This is a genomic window from Streptomyces sp. NPDC107654 (assembly GCF_055639035.1).
Map to the genome: position 1 here is coordinate 71,297 of NZ_JBVKBI010000016.1, position 18,054 is coordinate 89,350.

The window sequence follows — 18,054 nt, forward strand, 5'->3', positions numbered from 1 at the left end:
AGCAGTCGGGGGAGGTTCAGCCCTTGACCGCGCCCTCGCCGACGCCGCGGAAGAAGTACCGCTGGAGGCAGGCGAAGAGGGCGATGAGCGGCGCCACGGCGATCACGGTGCCGGCGGCGACGAGTCGTTCGTCGTTGGCGAACGTGCCGTGCAGGTAGTTGAGGCCGATGGTCAGGGTGAACCTGGACGGGTCGCTGAGCACGATCAGCGGCCACAGGAAGTCGTCCCAGGCGCCCATGAAGGCGAAGATCGCGACGACGGCGAGGGTGCCCTTCACCGACGGCAGGGCGATGCGCCGGAACCGCTGCCAGACGTCGGCGCCGTCGATGTAGGCCGCCTCCTCGATCTCGTAGGGCAGGTTGCGGAAGGCGTTGCGCATCAGCAGCACGTTCATGGCGCCGACGGCGCCGGGCAGGACGACACCGATCAGCGTGTTGTTGAGGCCGAGTTCGCGCATGGTGGTGAACTGGGCGATGACGATGCCCTCGACGGGCACGAGCATCGCCAGCACGAAGACGAGGGTGGCCGCGCCCCGGCCGCGGTAGCGCAGCCGGGCCAGGGCGTACCCGGCGAGCGCCGAACCGACGCAGTTGGTCACGACGTTGGCGGTGGCGACCTTCAGGGAGTTCAGGGCGTAGTCCCAGACCGGGACGGTGTCGGCGACCCGGGCGTAGTTGTGCAGGGTGGGGTGGCCGGGCAGGAAGCGGGGCGGGGAGCCGTAGATGTCCTCGGTGGGTCCCTTGAGGGAGGTGGACAGCTGCCAGAGGAACGGGCCGATGGCCAGGGCGAGGACGGCGAGGAGCAGCAGGTAGCGCCAGAGCAGTTCGCCGGCCCGGATCCGGTGGCCGTGTTCGTCGGTGACGCGCGGTTCACGGGCCTCGGTGGCCGGCCGCTCGGGCCGTGCCTTCTCCAGGACGCTCACGACTCCTCCCCGCGGTCGGCGCGGAGCACGAGCAGCATCAGGGCGACGGTGACGGCGAACACGACGACGGAGAGGGCGGAGGCGTAGCCGACCCGGCCGGTGAGGCCGGTGCCGGTGCGCTGGACGAGCATGACGAGGGTGGTGTCCTCGCCGGCCGGGCCGCCGCTCGGGCCGGCCATCAGGTACACCTCGGAGAACACCTTGAAGGCGGCGACGGACGACAGCGCGGCGACCAGGACCATGGTGGAGCGCACGGCGGGCACGGTGACCGAGAGGAAGCGGCGCACCGGTCCGGCGCCGTCCACGGCCGCGGCCTCGTACAGTTCGCGCGGCACGTTCGCCAGCGCGGCCAGGTAGATGATCATGTAGTAGCCGAGGCCCTTCCACACCGTGACCGCCATGGCGCTGAGCAGGAGCAGCCACTGGTCGCTGAGGAACCCGATGCGGCCGATCCCGATGGTCTCCAGCAGGGAGTTGACCAGCCCGCGTTCGTCCAGCAGCCACACCCAGATCAGCCCCACCACGACGATGGAGGCGACGACCGGGGTGTAGAACGCGGAGCGGAAGAAGGTGATCCCGGGGATGTTCTTCTGCACCAGCAGGGCGAGCAGCAGTGGCAGCAGGACCAGGGCCGGGACGACGCCCAGGATGTACAGCGCACTGTTGCGCAGGCCGGTCCAGAACATGTCGTCGTGCAGCAGTTCGCGGTAGTTGGCGAGGCCCACGAAGCGGCCGGGGAGGAGGGTGCGGCGGTCGGTGAGGGAGTTCACCAGGGTGGAGACGAACGGGTAGAGCACGAAGGCGCCGGTGACCAGCAGGCCGGGTGCGGCGAACAGCCAGGGGCTGTGCGGGAGCTGGCGTCTGATGCGCGGGGGCGCGGCCATCGCGGTCAGCCCTGCCGGAGCAGCCGGTCGGCGGCGTCGACAGCGTTGTCGAGGGCTTCCTTGGGGCTCTCCTTGCCCTGGAGCGCCTTGGCGACCTCGTTGCGCAGCGCGGTCTTCATCTGCTCGCTGAACAGCACGGGCGTGTAGTTGACGGCGTTCTTCAGGGACTTGGCGGCGGCGACGCGCACCCGCGTCTCGTCGGTGCCGTCCTCCTTGGTGAAGTACGGGTCGTCGAGGGAGCCGGCGGTGCTGGGGAAGATGGCGACCTTCTTCGCGAAGGACATCTGGTTCCGCGCGTCGGTGACGAAGTGGGCGAAGGCGACGGCGGCCGGGGTGTGCTTCGTGCGGGAGTTGACCATCACGCCCATGACGTACATGTTGACGTGCCCGGTGCTGGTGATCTGGTCGGTGATGCCGATGTTCCGGTACAGGCTCGGTGCGTTCTTCTTGAAGTTGCCGAGGTCCAGGGCGCTGCCGGGGTTCATGGCGACGGCGCCGGTGAGGAACTTCTTGCCGGCGGACTCCCCCGTGGCGGTGAGCGCCTGCGGGTCGAGGGCCTTGGCGTCGTACAACTGCTTGTACCTGCTGAGCAGTTCGACCCCTTTGGCATCGTTGAAGGTGAAGCCGGTGCCCTGTTCGTTCATGAGCGGGACGCCGTAGCGGCCGAAGTCCTCGATGGTGGGCACGTTGGCGAGGGTGGCGATCTTGCCGTGGCTCCTGTCGGCCATGCGCAGGGCGTCGGCGAAGAGTTCGTCGTACGTCCTCGGCGGCTGCTCCGGGTCGAGTCCGGCCTTCCTGAACAGCTCCTTGTTGTAGAAGAGCGGGCCGGTGTTGAGGTACCAGGGGAAGGCGTAGGTGCCCTTCATGCCCGGTATCCGGTGGCCGGCCCAAGCGCCCCGCAGGTACTCCGACTTGTACTCGTCGCCGGCCTTGTCGAGGTCGAGGGCAAGGCCGGCCGCGGCGAGCGGGGCGACGAGGTCCGGGGAGACGTTGACGACGTCGGGGAGGGTGCCGCCGGCCGCGTCGGCGCTGAGCTTGTCCGGGTAGCCCTCGGCGGGCTGGTCGACCCACTTCACGTGCGTACCCGGGTACTTGTTCTCGAAGTCGGCGATCAGGTCCTCGAAGTAGGACTTGAAGTTCGCGCGCAGGTTCCAGGTCTGGAAGGTGATGTCGCCCTCCACCTTGCCGGAGGCGTCGGTCGAGCCGCCGTCGTCACCGCCCGAACCGCAGGCGCTCAGCGGCAGGACGAGGGCGACGGCAGCGGCGACGAGGGCTGTGCGGGGCATGGGCACGGTGACACGGCTCCCTTGCGGTGTCGGGCGGCGAGTGGCGTCGAAGACCTTGCCCGCGGCCTTCCCGGGAAGTCAATGGATGCGTCGAGCTAAAGAATTACCGCACTTCATTAGTGCAGGTCAGAGATGGATTAACGGAAACTTGCCGCGTTGCACTAATGCGCTTTAGGGTCTTGACACTCAAGCGCATTAGCTCAATCGCTCCAGTTGCGAGAGCGTCAGCGCCGTCTGCTCCCGGAGGGGGAGAAACGTGCCGACCAAACGGTCCCCGGCCCGCCGGCCCACCATGAAGGACATCGCCCGGCGTGCCGGAGTCTCCGAGAGCGCCGTGTCCTTCGCGCTCAACGACCGCCCCGGCGTCTCCGAGGCCACGCGCGCCCGGGTCCGCCGGGTCGCCGACCAGCTCGGCTGGCGTCCCAGCACGGCGGCCCGCGCGCTGTCCGGAGAGGGCGCGGCGACGGTCGGCTTCGTCCTGGCCCGCCCCGCGCACACACTGGGCGTGGACTCCTTCTTCCTCCAGCTCGTCTCCGGCATCCAGGAGGTTCTGGCCGACCGGCACCTCGGCCTCCTCTTCCAGGTGGCCGGGGACGTGGCCGACGAGTGCGCGGTGTACCGGCGCTGGTGGGCGGAGCACCGGGTGGACGGGGTCCTGGTGGCCGACCCCCGCGCCGAGGACCCCCGGCCCGACCTGCTGGACGAACTCGGTCTGCCCGCCGTGGTGATCGGCGGCGCGCCCGACGTGCGCCACCCCGGCCTGTCCACGGTCTGGGCGGACGACGCGGGTGCGATGGCCTCCGTCGTGGACGAGCTGACCGCGCTCGGCCACCGGCGGATCGTCCACATCGCGGGCCTCCCCGACCTGGCCCACACCCGGCGCCGCATCGCCACGCTGCGCGCGGAGGCGGAGCGGCGCGGGCTGACCGAGGTCCACTCGCTGACCACGGACTACTCCGACGCGGAGGGCGCCGCGGTGACCCTCCGGGTGCTCGGCGGCTCACCGCCGCCGACGGCCCTCATCTACGACAACGACGTGATGGCCGTGGCCGGCGTGGCCGCCGCGACCGACTTGGGCTTCCGTGTCCCGCGGGACGTGTCGGTGGTCTCCTGGGAGGACTCGGCGCTGTGCCGCATGGTCACCCCGCGCCTGTCCGCCCTGTCCCGCGACAGCGCCGAGTTCGGCCGCACGGCGGCCCGGGAGCTACTGGCCCTGCTGGACGGCAGCCCGGCCCGGTCGGTGGGGGTGCCGGTGCCACGGCTGACGGGGCGGGGCAGCACGGGGGCGGCGGTACCGTCCGACGGCGGGAAGGCGCGGGGCGCGTGAGGGAGCGACGGCGGCTCCCGGCGTACCGCGGCTCCTCGACGTACCGCGGACGCCTCTCGACGTACCGCCTCCGACCGGGCACAGTTCTCCTACCCCTCTTCCGTACCGATGAGTAACGAGGAGCGTCACGTGAGCAGCTGGGTCGGCCGGAGTGCCGTCGAGATCGCCGCCGCCGTCCGCGAGAAGCGGGTCACGCCCCGGGAGGTGGTGGCCGGGCACCTCGCGCGGATCGAACGGCTCGACGGCCGGATCGGTGCCTTCCGGAAGGTCCGGGCCGAGGCGGCCCTGGCCGAGGCCGACGCCCTTGCCTCGCGTGCGGATCTGTCCGAACTGCCGTTCGCGGGCGTTCCGTTGGCGGTCAAGGACAACCTGGCGGTGCGCGGTGAGGCGCACCGCAACGGCTCCGCCGCCACCCCGGACGCCCCGGCCGCCGAGGACCATGTGACCGTGGCCCGGCTGCGGGCGGCCGGCGCGGTGGTCGTCGGGCTGACGAACGTGCCCGAGCTGTGCGTCTTCGGCACCACCGAGGGCCCGTACGGCACCGCCCGCAATCCGTGGGACCTCTCGCGCACGGCGGGCGGCTCCTCCGGCGGCAGCGCGGCGGCCGTCGCCGCGGGCCTGGTACCGCTCGCGCTCGGCAACGACGGCATGGGCTCGCTGCGCATCCCGGCCGCCAACTGCGGGCTCGTCACCCTGAAGCCGGGGCACGGAGTGGTACCCGCGGGGATCGGCAACGGCGACTGGTTCGGCATGTCGGAGAACGGACCCCTGGCCACCACGGTCGAGGATCTGCGGCTGATGCTGGCGGTCCTCGCGGACACGGAGTTCGAACGCCCGCGGGAACGGACCCCTCGGAAGATCGCCGCCGCGGTGCGCAGCCCGCTCGCCGGGGTGAGTGTGAGCCGTCCGTACACGACCGCCGTGCGGCAGGCGGCCGGCGTGCTGGCCCGGGCCGGACACCTGGTGCGGCGGGCCGAGCCGCCGTACCCCCTCTCCCTCGGCGTGACCGCGCTCCAGCACTGGACGGCGGGTACGGCGGTGGACGCCGCCGGCCTGGATTCGGCGCGGCTGGCCCGCCGGACCCGGGTGCACGCGGCGGTGGGCCGCCGGTTCGTCGGCCCGGTGCGTACCGGCGACGCCCGTGAGCGGCTGCGGGCCCGGCTGACACCGTTCTTCACCGAGTACGACGTGCTGCTCACCCCGGCGCTGGCCCGCCGCTCCCCGCAGGCCGGCCGGTGGCACGAACGCGGCTGGCTGCGCAACATCCTCGCCAACACCGCGTATTCGCCCTTCACCCCGGCCTGGAACCTGACCGGCTGGCCCGCGATGTCCGTCCCGGCCGGCACCCTGCCCTCGGGCGCCCCCTGCGCCGTACAGCTCGTGGGACGGCCCGGCACGGAGGCCGTACTGCTGGAGCTGGCGGAGGAACTGGAGCGGCTGAGCCCGTGGCAGCGGACGGCTCCCGGGACGGACCGGCGGTGAAGCCAGGGGCCGGCCGGGAAAGCCGGGGAGCCGACAGGGAAAGCCGGGAGGCCGGCGGGGAAGGCCGTGAGAGGCGGCCGGGGAGGTTCCGAAGGGCGGCCGGGGCGGCCCATGAGGGGCGGCCGGGGAGGGCCGTCAAGCCGGGGAGAACCGTTTGAAGAGGGGCCCGGCAGGGGCGTGAGGCCGTCACGCCCGTGCGGGCGGCGATCGCGAAGGGGCCGGACCGGGTCAGTCCACGCTCGGCAGGATGTGCGGCTCGGCGAGATCGTCCTCGTAGCCCGCGAGGCGGATCGGGGCGGACCGGGCCCAGACGTCCAGGCTGCCGAGTTCTCCGGGCCGTCGGCCCGCGCGCTCCGGGGGCTCCTCGGGGCGCTGATCGCGATTCGTCTTCTCCGGTGTCACCGCGCACTCCTTATGTGTCGGGCTCACCCTCGGGGCGTACCGGACAGCCTGTGCTCCGGTGCTCGACGCCCGCTCGGGTCTGGTTGGAAGGCCAGTTCGGGCGCGGTGGCGCCGGTACCTCTGTCGGAGCAGGCCGTTGTCGACCGGCTCACCCCAGGACGGACGATGGGTGTGGGTGGGACCCCTTGTTGCTGTCCGTCCACTCCAGGTTAACCAAATGAGCGGGCATCCGCTCGATAGGGAATGCAAACAACGGGTAACCGATACGCTTCCTGCGGCTCCTCAATACCCCCTAATATGGGGCCTTTTGAAACAAGACGCCCACTCGGGCGCCCCGGGGAATCACCCACCTGGCCTACAGGTGCGAACACCCCTTCAAGTGCTGTTGGCCGAGGCGCAAGCTCGCCATGGTCTGCTGACGCGGCAACGGCTGGCTCACGGAAGGACCGGCGCATGGAGCTGCGCAGCGTCGAGGAGCTGATGGACCTGCTGTACGCCGGCCGGCACCGGCACGCTCTGCGGACCGCCGCGTCGCTGCGCCGCGGGCGCCCCGCCGACAAGGAGCTTCAGGTGGCGGGACTGGTGCGGGGAATCGGGCCGGTGCTCTGCCAGGGGGGCGAGGCGGAGCGGGCGCGGGCCGCGGCCGAGGCGGTACGCGCCCTGCTCGGGGAGCGGGTGTCCCGGCTGGTGCGCGGGGACGCGGATCCGGGTGACGACGATGCGCTGCGGCTGCGCCAGGCCGACGAGGAGAGCCGCACGGCCGGTCTCGACGCGGGTGTGCTGGAGGACTGGCGCACGGTGCTGGAGCTGGTGGCGGCCCGTCACGCGCGGCTCGGCGCGGTCGACTGAGGCCCCGCCGCAGCCCCGCTTCTCGCCCCCGGCCTCTCGCCCCGCCGCCGCTCGAACCCCTCCCTCTCAGGTCCGTGCGTCACCCGTGCGGGGGTTCACCACTTGCCGGGCGCGTAGTCCTTGAGGAAGACGCCGTACACGTCCTCGCCGGCCTCGCCGCGCACGATCGGGTCGTAGACGCGGGCGGCTCCGTCGACCAGGTCGAGCGGCGCGTGGAAGCCTTCCTCGGCGAGGCGCAGCTTCTCGTAGTGGGGGCGCTCGTCGGTGATCCAGCCGGTGTCGACCGAGGTCATGAGGATGCCGTCCGACTGGAACATCTCCTGGGCGCTCGTCCGCGTCACCATGTTCATCGCGGCCTTGGCGGCGTTGGTGTTGGGGTGGCCCGCGCCCTTGTAGCCGCGGCCGAAGACGCCTTCCATGGCGGAGACGTTCACGACGTAGGCCCGTCCGCTCTCCGCCTTCCTCGCGGCGTCGGCCATGGCCGGGCGGAGCTTGCTGATCAGGATGAACGGCGACGTGTAGTTGCACAGCTGGGTTTCGAGCAGCTCCACCGGGGAGATCTGGTCGATGGTCTGCACCCAGGTGTTGCTCTCGACGACGTCGGGGACCAGGCCGCCCGCGTCGATGGCGGTGCCGTCGAGGTGCCGGGCGACGCTGGCGTTGCCCGCGACGAGGGCGAGGTCGGCGACCTTCTGCGCGTCGAGACCGCTGGTGCCGACGGGCAGTGCGGCCAGGCCGTCGACCGCGCCGGAGTTGAAGGCGCCGATCACGTGGTGGGCGGGCAGTTCACCGGCGGGCAGCGGGGCGCTCTCGCCCTCGACCAGGGCGGCGTAGGCGGAGGGCAGGCGGCGTACGGTCTGCGTGGCGTTGTTGACCAGGATGTCCAGCGGACCGGCCTCGGCGACCTGGTCGGCCAGTGCGACGGCCTGGGCGGGGTCGCGCAGGTCGATGCCGACGATCTCCAGGCGGTGCAGCCAGTCCGCCGAGTCCTCCATCGCCTTGAAGCGGCGGATGGCGTCCTTGGGGAAGCGCGTGGTGACGGTGGTGTGCGCGCCGTCCCGCAGCAGCCTCAGGGCGATGTACATGCCGATCTTGGCCCGGCCGCCGGTGAGCAGGGCGCGCTTGCCGGTGAGGTCGGCACGGGCGTCGCGCTTGGCCCGGTTGAGACGGGCGCAGTCGGGACAGAGCTGGTGGTAGAAGTAGTCGACTTCCACGTACCGCGTCTTGCAGGTGTAGCAGGAGCGCGGACGCTGGAGTATGCCCGCGATCCTGCCGGCCTCGACCTTGGAGGAGGGCAGGATGCCCTCGGTCTCGTCGTCGATGCGCTCGGCCGAGCCGGTGGCGGTGGCCTCGGTGACGGCGCGGTCGTGGGCGGTCTTGGCGGCGCGGCGCTCCTGGCGGCGGCGCTGCTTGACCACGCGGTAGAGGTGCGAGGTGGCCCGGCGCACCGTGATCGCGTCGGGGTGGTCGACCTCCAGCCGGTCCAGTTCCTCCAGCACGCTCAGGCAGACGGCCAGGCGCTCGGGGTCGATGCCGGGCCCGTGGACCACCTCGTCCACGGAGGTGTCCGTGGGCATGTCCATGGACGCCGAGCCGTCCTCTGTCACCGTCATCGCGCTGCCGCTTCCCTGATACCGCGCAGCGCTCCGACTCGCGCCCGCTTTCGAACAGCGGATTTTACGGACCTCCACCCCGGGGAACCAAACCGCTGGCCCGAGGGCAGGCGGCTCCCACCGCCGACGGGCGGGGACGGCCTGCCCGGAGCGTGCGCGCCGGTGCGACCACTGCGGCGCACGAGCGGGGAGGGGCCGCCGTGGCGAGGCCGGGGGCGGCACGTGGGACGAGGTGGGCCGCCGCGGTGGGACAGCCCCCTCACCGGGCGGGATCCGCGCCCCGTACGGCGAGGTGGGCCGCCGCGGTGGGACAGCCCCCTCACCGGGCGGGATCCGCGCCCCCCACGGAAGGCCTGCGGCGCACTACGAGGGCCCCGGGACCCGGCGCCCGCACCCGCCGCCCCTCCCCCACACACCCGCGGGCCGACGACGGCGAGCACGCCCCACAGGGGCCGCCCGCACCCGGGTGGGCGGGTGGGCACCGTGGCCCCGGGGTTCAGCCCTCGCACACGGTCAGCAGGGTCCGCACCTCCGTCGACACCGCGTGCGCGAACCGGTCCAGGTCGGGTACGGCCTCCGCGTCGGCGACCAGGCCGTAGTGCACGCGTCCGCGGTACGTGGAGATCGCGACCGCCAGTGCCTGGCCGGGGGCCAGGGGAGCCAGGGGGTACACCTCGGTCAGCTCGTGGCCGCCGAGGCGCAGGCCGAGCCCGGGCAGGGGCACGCTGGTGACGAGGATGTCGAACCAGAGCCGGGCCGCCTGGCCGACCAGCGGTCCGCCGAGCCGGTGGCCGAGCGCCGGTACGTGGTCGGCGAGCAGCGCGACCGCGCCGGCGCCCCGGTTCGGCCCCGCGTCCTTGTTGCGGAGCATCGCGGTCCGCACCGCTTCGAGGCGGCCGAGGGGATCGGGCTCGTGGACCGGGAGCCGTATCAGGTAGCCGGAGAGCCGGTTCCCCGGTGGCTGGGCGGTGTGCGGGCGGCGCCGGGAGACGGGGATCAGGGCGCGCGGCGCCACTCCCTTGCTGCCGTCGCCGCGCTCGTCCAGCCAGCGGCGCAGCGCACCGGCGACGACGGCGATGAGGACGTCGTTGACGGTGCCGCCTGCGCTCTTGCGCACCCGGTGCACGTCGTCGATGTCGAGTACGACCCCGGCGGTGCGGCGGGTGCCGCTGGGCGCGGAGGTCAGCGCGGCGGTCGGGCGCATGCCGAGGGTGGACAGGGCGAGGGAGGCGCCGATGTCCAGGGCGCGGCCCATGTCGGACAGTGCTCCCCGGACCAGCCCGGGGACCAATGCGGGCAGCCGGCGGACGTCGGAGAGCCTGCTCTGCGGCGGCTCGGCGGCACGGGGCGCGCGCTCGGGCAGGTCGACGGGGTCCAGGATCCCGGCGGCGAGCCTCAGGGCGCGCAGCCCGTCGGCGAGGGCGTGGTGGAACTTGAAGAGGACGGCGAAGGACAGCCCGTCCTCGCCGGGCAGGACGTGCGCCTCCCACGGGGGCCGGCCGCGTTCCAGCGGACGCTCCATCAGCCGGCCGGCGGCCGCGTGGAAGTCGCCGGTCGGGGCGTGCAGCCGTACATGGTCGAGCGGGTCGAAGTCCGGGGCCGTCTCGCGGGCGGCGCCGCCGAAGGCGAGCGGCTGCCAGAGGTCCCGGATGCGCATGCGCAGGCCGGGGACGGCGGCGGCGCGGGCGGCGAGCAGGTCGGCGGCGTGGGCCCCGGCCGTGGGCGAGTGCGCGGCGAAGACGCCGAGCGCGCCGAGGTGCATCGGGTGCCGGTCGGACTCCATGTTCCAGAAGGCCAGGTCGAGGGGAGTGAGCAGGTCGGAAGTCAAGGGCTTGCCTCACGCGTCGACAAGGGGTGGATCAGCAGTCAATCCCCGCTGGGCGATTACGGTCAAGTACGATCAGGCTACGCTCAGTTAAGGGCAGGTTAAGTCCCGCCGCCGGTGACGGGGACGGGACGCAGGCGACGGCTGTGGTCACCTCAGGACGGGGGGCGCCGCTTCGGGTGACGTACCCCACTCCGACGGGCGCGGGCCGACCGTGAAGGCGAGCGAGCGCACGGAACGTAGGGCGCCGGTGGTCAGGTAGGTGCGGCCGTTCGGTCTGCCGTCCGTGTGGACGGACTGGACGTAGCGGTCGGCGGCCGAGGTACCGGGCGCGGTCACCGTCAGCCGGCCGGCGGGCCAGTAGCGGCGGTCCAGGGTCAGGTCGACGCGGTCGAAGACGGGGGTGGTCAGGCCCCAGGTGTCGTAGCCGGGCTGGACCGGGAAGAGGCCGATGGACGACAGGACGTGCCAGGCGGACATGGTGCCCAGGTCGTCGTTGCCGGTCATGCCGGCCGGGCTGTCGGTGAACAGGCCGAGCGCCGCGTGCACCACGTCCGTGGTCTTCCAGGGCTGGCCGGTGGAGAGGTAGGTGTAGGGGGCGATGAGGTCCGGCTCGTTCATCGGGTTGTACACGGCGGCGTTGTAGTAGGCGTACGGGTCGCCGTGCACCCACACCTCGCGGGCGGTCCTCACCGGGTCGGCGAGCAGCCGGTCGTAGGCGAAGAAGGCGTCCAGACGGTCGTTGGCCGCGCGGGTCCCGCCGATCAGGCCGACCATGCCGGGGATGTCCTGCGGGACGAGCCACTGGTACTGCCAGGCCGTGCCCTCGTGGAAGCCGGTGCCGCGGGCCGGGTCGGGCGAGCCGGTGAAGGCGCCGGAGGCGTCGCGGGCGCGGAAGAAGCCGGTGGCGGGGTCGAAGACGTTCCGGTAGTTCCGCGAGCGGGCGGCGTACCGGGCCGCGTCGTCCCGGTGCCCGAGGTCGCGGGCCATCTGGGCGAGCATCCCGTCGGCGAGCGCGTACTCCAGGGTGACGGAGGCGCCGTGGTGGTAGTCGGAGTCGCCCATCTTGGCGTACGGCCGGTCCTTGACGTACGGCGCGAAGCCGTCGGCGATGTACTCGGCGTTGGCCTCCCGCCCGATGCCCGGGTACGCGGCGGGCGGCACGCCGTCGGCGTTCTTCCGCAGCGCCCGGTAGGCCCGCTCCTCGAAGCCCTTCAGCAGCCCCATCCGGTGGGCGGTGGTCAGGAACGGGGTGACCGGGTCACCGCTCATGATGTTCGTCTCGACCGGCCCGTAGCCCCACTTGGGCAGCCACCCGCCGTCCTCGTCGACCGCGACCACCGACCGGGCCATGTCCCGTGCCTCGCGCGGGGCGAGCAGCGCGAGCAGCTGGGCCTGGGTGCGGTAGGTGTCCCACAGCGACCAGTTCTGGTAGTAGGTGAAGCCGCGGGCGCGGTGGGTACGTCGGTCCCAGCCGAGGTAGCGGCCGTCCGCGTCGCTGCCGATGTTGGGCGCGAGGTACGACCGGTACAGCGAGGAGTAGAAGGTGCGGCGGAGCGTGGGCGTACCGCCGCGCACCCGGACGGCGGCGAGCCGGCGCTCCCACTCCTCGCGGGCCCGCCGGCGTACGGCGTCGAAGGACCGGCCGCCCTCGGCCCGCAGGTTGGCCGCGGCGCCGCGCGCGTCGACGTACGACAGGGCCGTGGTCGCCTCCACCGTGCGGTCCCGGGTGGTGTCGAAGCGGACGTAGGCGCCGCCGGACCCGCTGCGGGCGCCCGGGGTGACGGTCCCGCCGTCCCAGGTGCCGTAGGCGGTGAAGGGGCGGCTGAAGCGGGTGATCGTGTGGACCGTGTAGGGGCCGGTGTCCCGGCAGAAGCCGTGGCCGGTGATCTCGGTGAGCACGGTGCGGTCGTCCAGGACGCGCACCGTGCTGCTCACCGGCTTGTGCAGCGACTGGGCGGCGTTCAGCAGGACGTTGGCCCGGTCGGTGGCCGGGAAGGTGTAGCGCTGTACGCCGGTGCGGGCGGTCGCGGTGAGCTCGGCGCGGATGCCGGAGTCGAGGCCGACCCGGTAGTAGCCCGGGCTCGCCTCCTCGTCGTCGTGCGAGAAGCCCGCCGCGTACCGGGCGTAGTCCGTCCGGGTGACGTCGCCGGTGGTGGGCAGCACGGGCAGGTCCCCGCCGATGCGGCAGCCCACGCCCGAGAGGTGGACCAGGGAGAAGCCCCGGACACGGTTCTGCGCGTAGTCGTAGCCGGTGCTGTGCCCGGTGTCCGGGGAAAGCTGCACCATGCCGAAGGGCACGGCCGCGCCGGGGAAGGTGTTGCCCTCGTTCTGGCTCCCGATGAACGGGTTGACCAGGTCGGTGAGGTGGCCGTCGGTCCGCTCGGCGGCTCGTGCGGCGGGGGTGGCGATCAGCGCCGACGCTGCCATCACCCCGGCCAGGCAGAGCCGCGTGCGCCGGGTCCCTCTCATGTCGGATGACCTCCGCAGGTTGGACATCGTTGGCTGCATCCTGAACGGCGGAGGCCGAAAACCCGGGCATTCGTGGATATTTCCATGGAACGCGTCGCGCGCGAGCGTGAGGACACGGGCTTGAGGGGAGGTCAGAAGCCCTTGAGGCCATGCTGGTCGCCGGGGACGGAACACGAGTGCGAAGGCAGCGGACGCGCCGTCGGCCCCAAGTCCGCTACGGCACCCGCTGCCCCTTGCCCAGCGCGATGACACCGCCCTTGGAGACGGTGTACAGCTCGGCGTCGCGCTCCGGGTTGACGCCGATCGTCGCGCCGGGCGGCACCTCGACGTTCTTGTCCAGCACGGCACCACGCACGACCGCGCCCCGGCCCACGTGCACGTTGTCGTGCAGCACCGAGCCCTGCACGACCGCGCCCGGGTCGACCCGTACGCCCGGCGACAGCACGGACCGGGTGACCTGGCCGCGGATCAGGCAGCCCGCGCTGATGATGGACTCGCTCGCGATGCCGCCCGCGTTGAAGCGGGCCGGGGACAGCTGGTAGGAGTGCGTGTAGATAGGCCACTGGCGGTTGTAGAGGTTGAACGCGGGACGCTCGGCGATCAGGTCCATGTGCGCCTCGTAGTAGGCGTCCAGGGTGCCCACGTCCCGCCAGTAGCCCTGGTCGCGGCTGGTCTCGCCGGGCACGTGGTTGTCGCTGAAGTCGTACAGCTGCGCCTCGCCGCGCGCGGTCAGCCGGGGCAGGATCGAGCCGCCCATGTCGTGCACGGACTGGCTGTCCTCGGCGTCGCGGTGCAGCGCCTCGATCAGGGCCTTGGTGGTGAAGACGTAGTTGCCCATCGAGGCGAACACGCACTCCGGGTCGTCCGGCAGGCCCGGCGGGTCGGCGGGCTTCTCCAGGAAGCGCTCGACGGTACGGCCGTCCGTGCCCGGTGTGATCACCCCGAAGGAGGAGGACTCCGCGCGCGGCACCCGGATGCCGGCCACCGTCACCCCCGCACCGCCCTCGATGTGCTGCGCGAGCATCTGCCGCGGATCCATGCGGTAGACGTGGTCGGCGCCGAACACGGCGACGTACTCGGGCTGTTCGTCGTGGACCAGGTTCAGGGACTGCAGGATCGCGTCGGCGCTGCCCAGGTACCAGCGCGGGCCGAGGCGCTGCTGGGCGGGGACCGGGGTGACGTAGTTGCCGAGCAGGCTGGACATCCGCCAGGTGGTGGTGATGTGCCGGTCCAGCGAGTGCGACTTGTACTGGGTGAGCACACAGATGCGCAGCACGTCGGCGTTGACGAGGTTGGACAGGACGAAGTCGACGAGCCGGTAGGTGCCGCCGAAGGTGACGGCCGGTTTCGCCCGGTCCGCGGTCAGCGGCATCAGGCGCTTGCCCTCGCCGCCCGCCAGCACGATCCCGAGTACGGAAGGCCCTCCGCGACGCATGGCCCGCTCCCCTCACCGTGGTTGAACCATGGTTGCCCCGAGCAGACCGGACTAAGCCTGCTTGAGCACCTCCTCGTACAGCCCCGCCGTACGGCGGGCCACCGCGTCCCAGCCGAACTCCCCCACCGCGCGCGCCCGTCCGGCCTCCCCCATCCGCCGCGCCGCCTCCGGATCGGCGAGGACCGTGTCCAGCGCGCGGGCGAGCCCGGGGACGAAGTCGTCGTCCGCCTCGACCAGCAGACCGGTACGGCCGTCCGCCACGACCTCCGGTATGCCTCCCACCCGGGACGCGACGACCGGTGTGCCGCAGGCCATCGCCTCCAGGTTGACGATGCCGAGCGGCTCGTACACCGAGGGGCAGACGAACACCGCTGCCCGCGTGAGGAGTTGGATCACCTCCGTGCGCGGCAGCATCTGCGGGATCCAGAACACGCCCTCCCGGGCCCGGCGCAGTTCCTCGAACAGCTCCTGGAACTCCCGGTCGATCTCCGGGGTGTCGGGCGCGCCCGCGCACAGCACGACCTGGGCGCCGGGGTCGATGTCCCGTACCGCCCGCAGCAGATGGGGCACGCCCTTCTGCCGGGTGATCCGGCCGACGAACAGGACGTACGGGCGGTCGGGGTCGATGCCGTGCCGGGTGAGCGCGTCGGTGCCGTGGTCGGGCCGGTAGAGCCGGGTGTCGATGCCGTTGTGCACGACGTGCACCCGCGCGGGGTCGAGGGCCGGGTAGCAGGCGAGGATGTCCTCCCGCATGGCGCCGGACACGGCGATCACCGCGTCGGCGGCCTCGATCGCGGTGCGCTCGGCCCAGCCCGACAGCGCGTATCCGCCGCCGAGTTGCTCGGCCTTCCAGGGGCGCAGCGGCTCCAGCGAGTGGGCGGTGACCACGTGCGGGATGCCGTACAGGAGCTTGGCGACATGGCCGGCGAGGCCCGCGTACCAGGTGTGGGAGTGGACGAGTTCACGGCCTTCGAGGGCGGCGGCCATGGCGAGGTCCACGGAGAAGGTGCGCAGCGCGTCATTGGCGCCGTCGAGGACGGACCAGGGGCGGTGGCGTACGACGCCGACCCCGCGGCCTTCGCCCCAGCAGTGCACCTCCAGGTCCACCAGGGCGGTCAACTCGCGGGCGAGGAACTCCACATGGACACCCGCGCCGCCGTACACGTCCGGGGGGTACTCCCGGCTCAGCAGTCCCACTCGCACCCGGCAACCCCTTGGTTTCGGCGGCAGGTCCCCTTCATGGTCACCCAGATGCGCCGCCCGGGGAAGAGCGCGGGAAGGGGCGGGGCGGGCGGGTCAGGCAGCAATCGCCGCAGAGCCCGCCGCCGGGGACGCGGTAGTACAGGCAGCAGCTGCGGCGCCGGAAGGCGGTGCCGGTGCGGGTGCCGGTGGCGTTCAGCAGGGGGTGCGCGAAGAGTTCGGCGGTGAGGGCGCGGGCACGGGCCGCGACGTCGGTACGGCCGTGGGCGCGGGCCCAGCGGCCCAGCTCCCGGGCGGTCGCGGCGAGCGCGGAGCCCGCGTTGCCCCACAAGAGGCCCGCCGCGACGCCGTAGCGTGCGCCCAGGGTCGCGGCCAGCGGCTCCAGATGGGCGTGCAGCACGGTGGCGGTGAGGGCGGCCGCGTCCCCGGACAGCGGGCGCAGCTCGGTGAGCCACAGGTCGTCGGGGGCGGTGGCGCGGGCGTCCCAGCGCAGCAGGCGCGGATCCAGGTCGGGCAGCCGGCCGTACAGGACGGCGCAGCCGAGGGCCACCGACCAGAGCCGGGCGGCCAGTCCCTGGTGGGCGAGGGAGGCGGCGACCCGCGGCTCGGCGGTGCGCAGCCGTTCGGCGACGGTGGCGACGCGCGAGGCCACCGGATCGCTCTGACCGTCCGGGGCGTCCCCGGCATAGCCGTCCGCGAGGGTGGGCAGCCGCGGTGGCCCGGCGGCCGCGGCCGTGTCCGGGAGGGTGCGCAGGACGAAGAAGCCGCCCAGCGGGCGCAGCGCTGCGAGTTCGGGGTCGAGGTCCACGACAGGTACTCGTACCAGGCGCTTCGCGGGGGCGGCCGGGCGGGTGCCCGCCCGACGTCCCCCCTCCAGGGGATGATCACCTGGCCGGTGTACTCCATCGGCAGTAGGACGCATTGCGTGCTCAGGTACGACGACGGGGAGTGCGCGGGCGGGCAGAGTGGTGACCATGGAAGCCGACCGCACGCCGCACCGGGCCCGGGACGCCCGGCGCACGCAGAGGAGACACCGATGAGCGCCGTGGCGTTGTCCGTGCTCCTGTCGTTCGTCTCCGCCCTCGCCTACGCGGGCGGAGCGATCGTGCAGGAGCAGGTCGCGGTCTCCGGCCCCGACGGCGGGTACCTTCCGCTGCACCGGCCCGGCTGGTGGGGTGCGCTCGCACTCAACGGTCTCGGCGGTGTGCTGCACGTCGTGGCACTCGCCTACGGGCCGCTCAGCCTGGTCCAGCCGCTCGGCGCGCTGACCATCGTCTTCGCTCTGCCGATGGCGGCGCTGTGCGTGGGCCGCCGGGCCGGCGCGACCGCTTGGCGGGGCGCCCTCATGGCCACGGCGGGGCTCGCCGGTCTGCTCTCCCTGGTCGGCTCCTCCTCCGCGCACTCCCTCGACCCGGCCCAGCGGCTGGTGGTCGCGCTGGCCACCGGCGGAGCGGTGGCGGCGCTGATGTGCGCGGGCCTGGCCGTGCACCGGCATCCCGCGGTGCGCAGCGTGCTGCTCGCCACCGCCTCCGGCATCGCCTTCGGCATGTCCTCCGTGTTCACCAAGACCGTGGCCGTCGACTGGACCGAGGGCATCGGCCTGGGCGGTCTCTCCTCGCTCGCGGTCATCGGCGTGTTCGCGGCGGCCGGCGTGCTGCTGTCCCAGGCCTCCTACCGTGGCGGCGGCCTCGCCGCCCCGCTGGCCACGCTGACGGTGGCCAATCCGGTGCTGGCGGCGGCCGTCGGCATCCTCATGTTCGGCGAGACGTTCCGCTACGGCACCACGGGCACGGTCCTCGCACTGGGCTGCGGAGTGGTGGCGGCGGGCGGCCTGGTTATGCTGACGACGGAGCGGATGGAGCCCACGGCGACGCCGGCCACCACCGCACCGGCCCCGGCGGCGGCGGAGGCCGGCCCTGCCTCAGCCACACCGGGCCCGGTCACCCCGGCGGCCGCACCCGTCTCGGCCTCGGCGCCTGCCGTGCTCTTCCCGGCCGGCGCCTTCGCCGTAGCGGAGGGGCCGGCGGTTGCCGAACCGTCGGCCACCCCGGGCGCGGCGGCGGGGCCACGCACCGGCGTGCCCCGGCAGCGCGGGGCCGCGCACGGCACGGCGGGCCGGGCGGGGGGTGCCGAGGCCGGCGTCGAGACGGGCGTGGAGGCGGGAGCCGGGTCGGCCGCGACGGTGCTCGGCGAGCTGCTCCTGCCGGCCCCGGCCGGGAGCGGGGCGGGCACGGGAGCGCCGGCCGGCGGAGCGCTCCCCGCCCCGTACATGCCGCTGTCCGCGAGCTTCCACGTACCGCTGCCGGTCCGGGACCGGCAGCGCGCCCGCGTCAGATCCTGACGCCGCCGTCAGATCC

14 protein-coding genes are annotated in these 18,054 nt (G+C 73.0%); 4 read left to right on the forward strand and 10 right to left on the reverse strand.

Annotated elements, in window-relative coordinates:
- Window positions 1-16 precede the first annotated feature (16 nt).
- From ACZ7N4_RS26300 to ACZ7N4_RS26310, 3 genes are read right to left on the reverse strand one after another with little or no spacing between them, the layout of a single operon-like run.
- Window positions 17-922, reverse strand: coding sequence for a carbohydrate ABC transporter permease (locus ACZ7N4_RS26300; protein ID WP_471362122.1), 906 nt, complete (start codon window positions 920-922; stop codon window positions 17-19).
- A complete protein-coding gene (locus ACZ7N4_RS26305; RefSeq protein ID WP_471362125.1) occupies window positions 919-1,806 on the reverse strand; it encodes a carbohydrate ABC transporter permease in 888 nt (295 codons plus the stop codon). Before ACZ7N4_RS26305 ends, ACZ7N4_RS26300 begins: the two co-directional genes overlap by 4 nt.
- A 5-nt stretch (window positions 1,807-1,811) precedes the next feature.
- Window positions 1,812-3,092, reverse strand: coding sequence for an ABC transporter substrate-binding protein (locus tag ACZ7N4_RS26310; protein WP_471362128.1), 1,281 nt, complete (start codon window positions 3,090-3,092; stop codon window positions 1,812-1,814).
- Window positions 3,093-3,348: 256 nt separating this feature from the next.
- Here ACZ7N4_RS26310 and ACZ7N4_RS26315 point away from each other — a divergent pair, with 256 nt between their 5' ends.
- Together ACZ7N4_RS26315 and ACZ7N4_RS26320 are read left to right on the forward strand one after the other, a co-directional pair.
- On the forward strand, window positions 3,349-4,419 hold the full coding sequence (locus ACZ7N4_RS26315; protein ID WP_471362131.1) for a LacI family DNA-binding transcriptional regulator: 1,071 nt from the start codon (window positions 3,349-3,351) through the stop codon (window positions 4,417-4,419).
- Window positions 4,420-4,548: 129 nt separating this feature from the next.
- Window positions 4,549-5,901, forward strand: a complete 1,353-nt coding sequence (locus ACZ7N4_RS26320; protein WP_471362134.1) for an amidase — start codon at window positions 4,549-4,551, stop codon at window positions 5,899-5,901.
- 228 nt (window positions 5,902-6,129) lie between these two features.
- Here ACZ7N4_RS26320 and ACZ7N4_RS26325 read toward each other — a convergent pair whose 3' ends face one another.
- Window positions 6,130-6,303, reverse strand: a complete 174-nt coding sequence (locus tag ACZ7N4_RS26325) for a hypothetical protein (RefSeq protein ID WP_471362136.1) — start codon at window positions 6,301-6,303, stop codon at window positions 6,130-6,132.
- 453 nt (window positions 6,304-6,756) lie between these two features.
- Here ACZ7N4_RS26325 and ACZ7N4_RS26330 point away from each other — a divergent pair, with 453 nt between their 5' ends.
- Window positions 6,757-7,152, forward strand: a complete 396-nt coding sequence (locus ACZ7N4_RS26330) for a hypothetical protein (protein ID WP_471362139.1) — start codon at window positions 6,757-6,759, stop codon at window positions 7,150-7,152.
- Between the two features lie 95 nt (window positions 7,153-7,247).
- On the opposite strand, the gene ACZ7N4_RS26335 is transcribed toward ACZ7N4_RS26330, so the two are convergent.
- The 6 genes from ACZ7N4_RS26335 to ACZ7N4_RS26360 all read right to left on the reverse strand — a co-directional run bounded on the left by ACZ7N4_RS26335 (window position 7,248) and on the right by ACZ7N4_RS26360 (window position 16,505).
- Window positions 7,248-8,765 (reverse strand): SDR family NAD(P)-dependent oxidoreductase, encoded by a 1,518-nt coding sequence (locus ACZ7N4_RS26335; RefSeq protein ID WP_471362142.1) that lies wholly within the window; start codon window positions 8,763-8,765, stop codon window positions 7,248-7,250.
- A gap of 496 nt (window positions 8,766-9,261) precedes the next feature.
- Window positions 9,262-10,593, reverse strand: a complete 1,332-nt coding sequence (locus ACZ7N4_RS26340) for a wax ester/triacylglycerol synthase family O-acyltransferase (protein ID WP_471362144.1) — start codon at window positions 10,591-10,593, stop codon at window positions 9,262-9,264.
- A gap of 147 nt (window positions 10,594-10,740) precedes the next feature.
- Window positions 10,741-13,062 (reverse strand): GH92 family glycosyl hydrolase, encoded by a 2,322-nt coding sequence (locus ACZ7N4_RS26345; RefSeq protein ID WP_471362147.1) that lies wholly within the window; start codon window positions 13,060-13,062, stop codon window positions 10,741-10,743.
- 214 nt (window positions 13,063-13,276) lie between these two features.
- Window positions 13,277-14,497 carry a glucose-1-phosphate adenylyltransferase gene (gene glgC, locus ACZ7N4_RS26350; protein ID WP_471362149.1) on the reverse strand — a complete coding sequence of 407 codons (1,221 nt, stop codon included), beginning with the start codon at window positions 14,495-14,497 and terminating at the stop codon, window positions 13,277-13,279.
- Between the two features lie 51 nt (window positions 14,498-14,548).
- Window positions 14,549-15,700: a glycogen synthase gene (glgA, locus tag ACZ7N4_RS26355; RefSeq protein ID WP_471362151.1), complete on the reverse strand. Its 1,152-nt coding sequence runs from the start codon at window positions 15,698-15,700 to the stop codon at window positions 14,549-14,551.
- Between the two features lie 40 nt (window positions 15,701-15,740).
- Complete coding sequence (locus ACZ7N4_RS26360) at window positions 15,741-16,505, reverse strand: (2Fe-2S)-binding protein (RefSeq protein WP_471362154.1); 765 nt, start codon at window positions 16,503-16,505, stop codon at window positions 15,741-15,743.
- A 228-nt stretch (window positions 16,506-16,733) separates the two neighbouring features.
- Between ACZ7N4_RS26360 and ACZ7N4_RS26365 the strand changes: the two genes are divergently transcribed.
- Entirely contained in the window at window positions 16,734-18,038 is a 1,305-nt protein-coding gene (locus ACZ7N4_RS26365; protein WP_471362157.1) for a DMT family transporter, read from the forward strand.
- Window positions 18,039-18,054: the final 16 nt, after the last annotated feature.

Coding starts and splice junctions, on each gene's coding strand:
- ACZ7N4_RS26305 (WP_471362125.1), bottom strand. CDS start 1,806: ATGGCCGCGCCCCCGCGCATCAGACGCCAGCTCCCGCACAGCCCCTGG.
- ACZ7N4_RS26310 (WP_471362128.1), bottom strand. CDS start 3,092: ATGCCCCGCACAGCCCTCGTCGCCGCTGCCGTCGCCCTCGTCCTGCCG.
- ACZ7N4_RS26330 (WP_471362139.1), top strand. CDS start 6,757: ATGGAGCTGCGCAGCGTCGAGGAGCTGATGGACCTGCTGTACGCCGGC.
- ACZ7N4_RS26335 (WP_471362142.1), bottom strand. CDS start 8,765: ATGACGGTGACAGAGGACGGCTCGGCGTCCATGGACATGCCCACGGAC.
- ACZ7N4_RS26345 (WP_471362147.1), bottom strand. CDS start 13,062: ATGAGAGGGACCCGGCGCACGCGGCTCTGCCTGGCCGGGGTGATGGCA.
- glgC (WP_471362149.1), bottom strand. CDS start 14,497: ATGCGTCGCGGAGGGCCTTCCGTACTCGGGATCGTGCTGGCGGGCGGC.
- ACZ7N4_RS26365 (WP_471362157.1), top strand. CDS start 16,734: ATGAGCGCCGTGGCGTTGTCCGTGCTCCTGTCGTTCGTCTCCGCCCTC.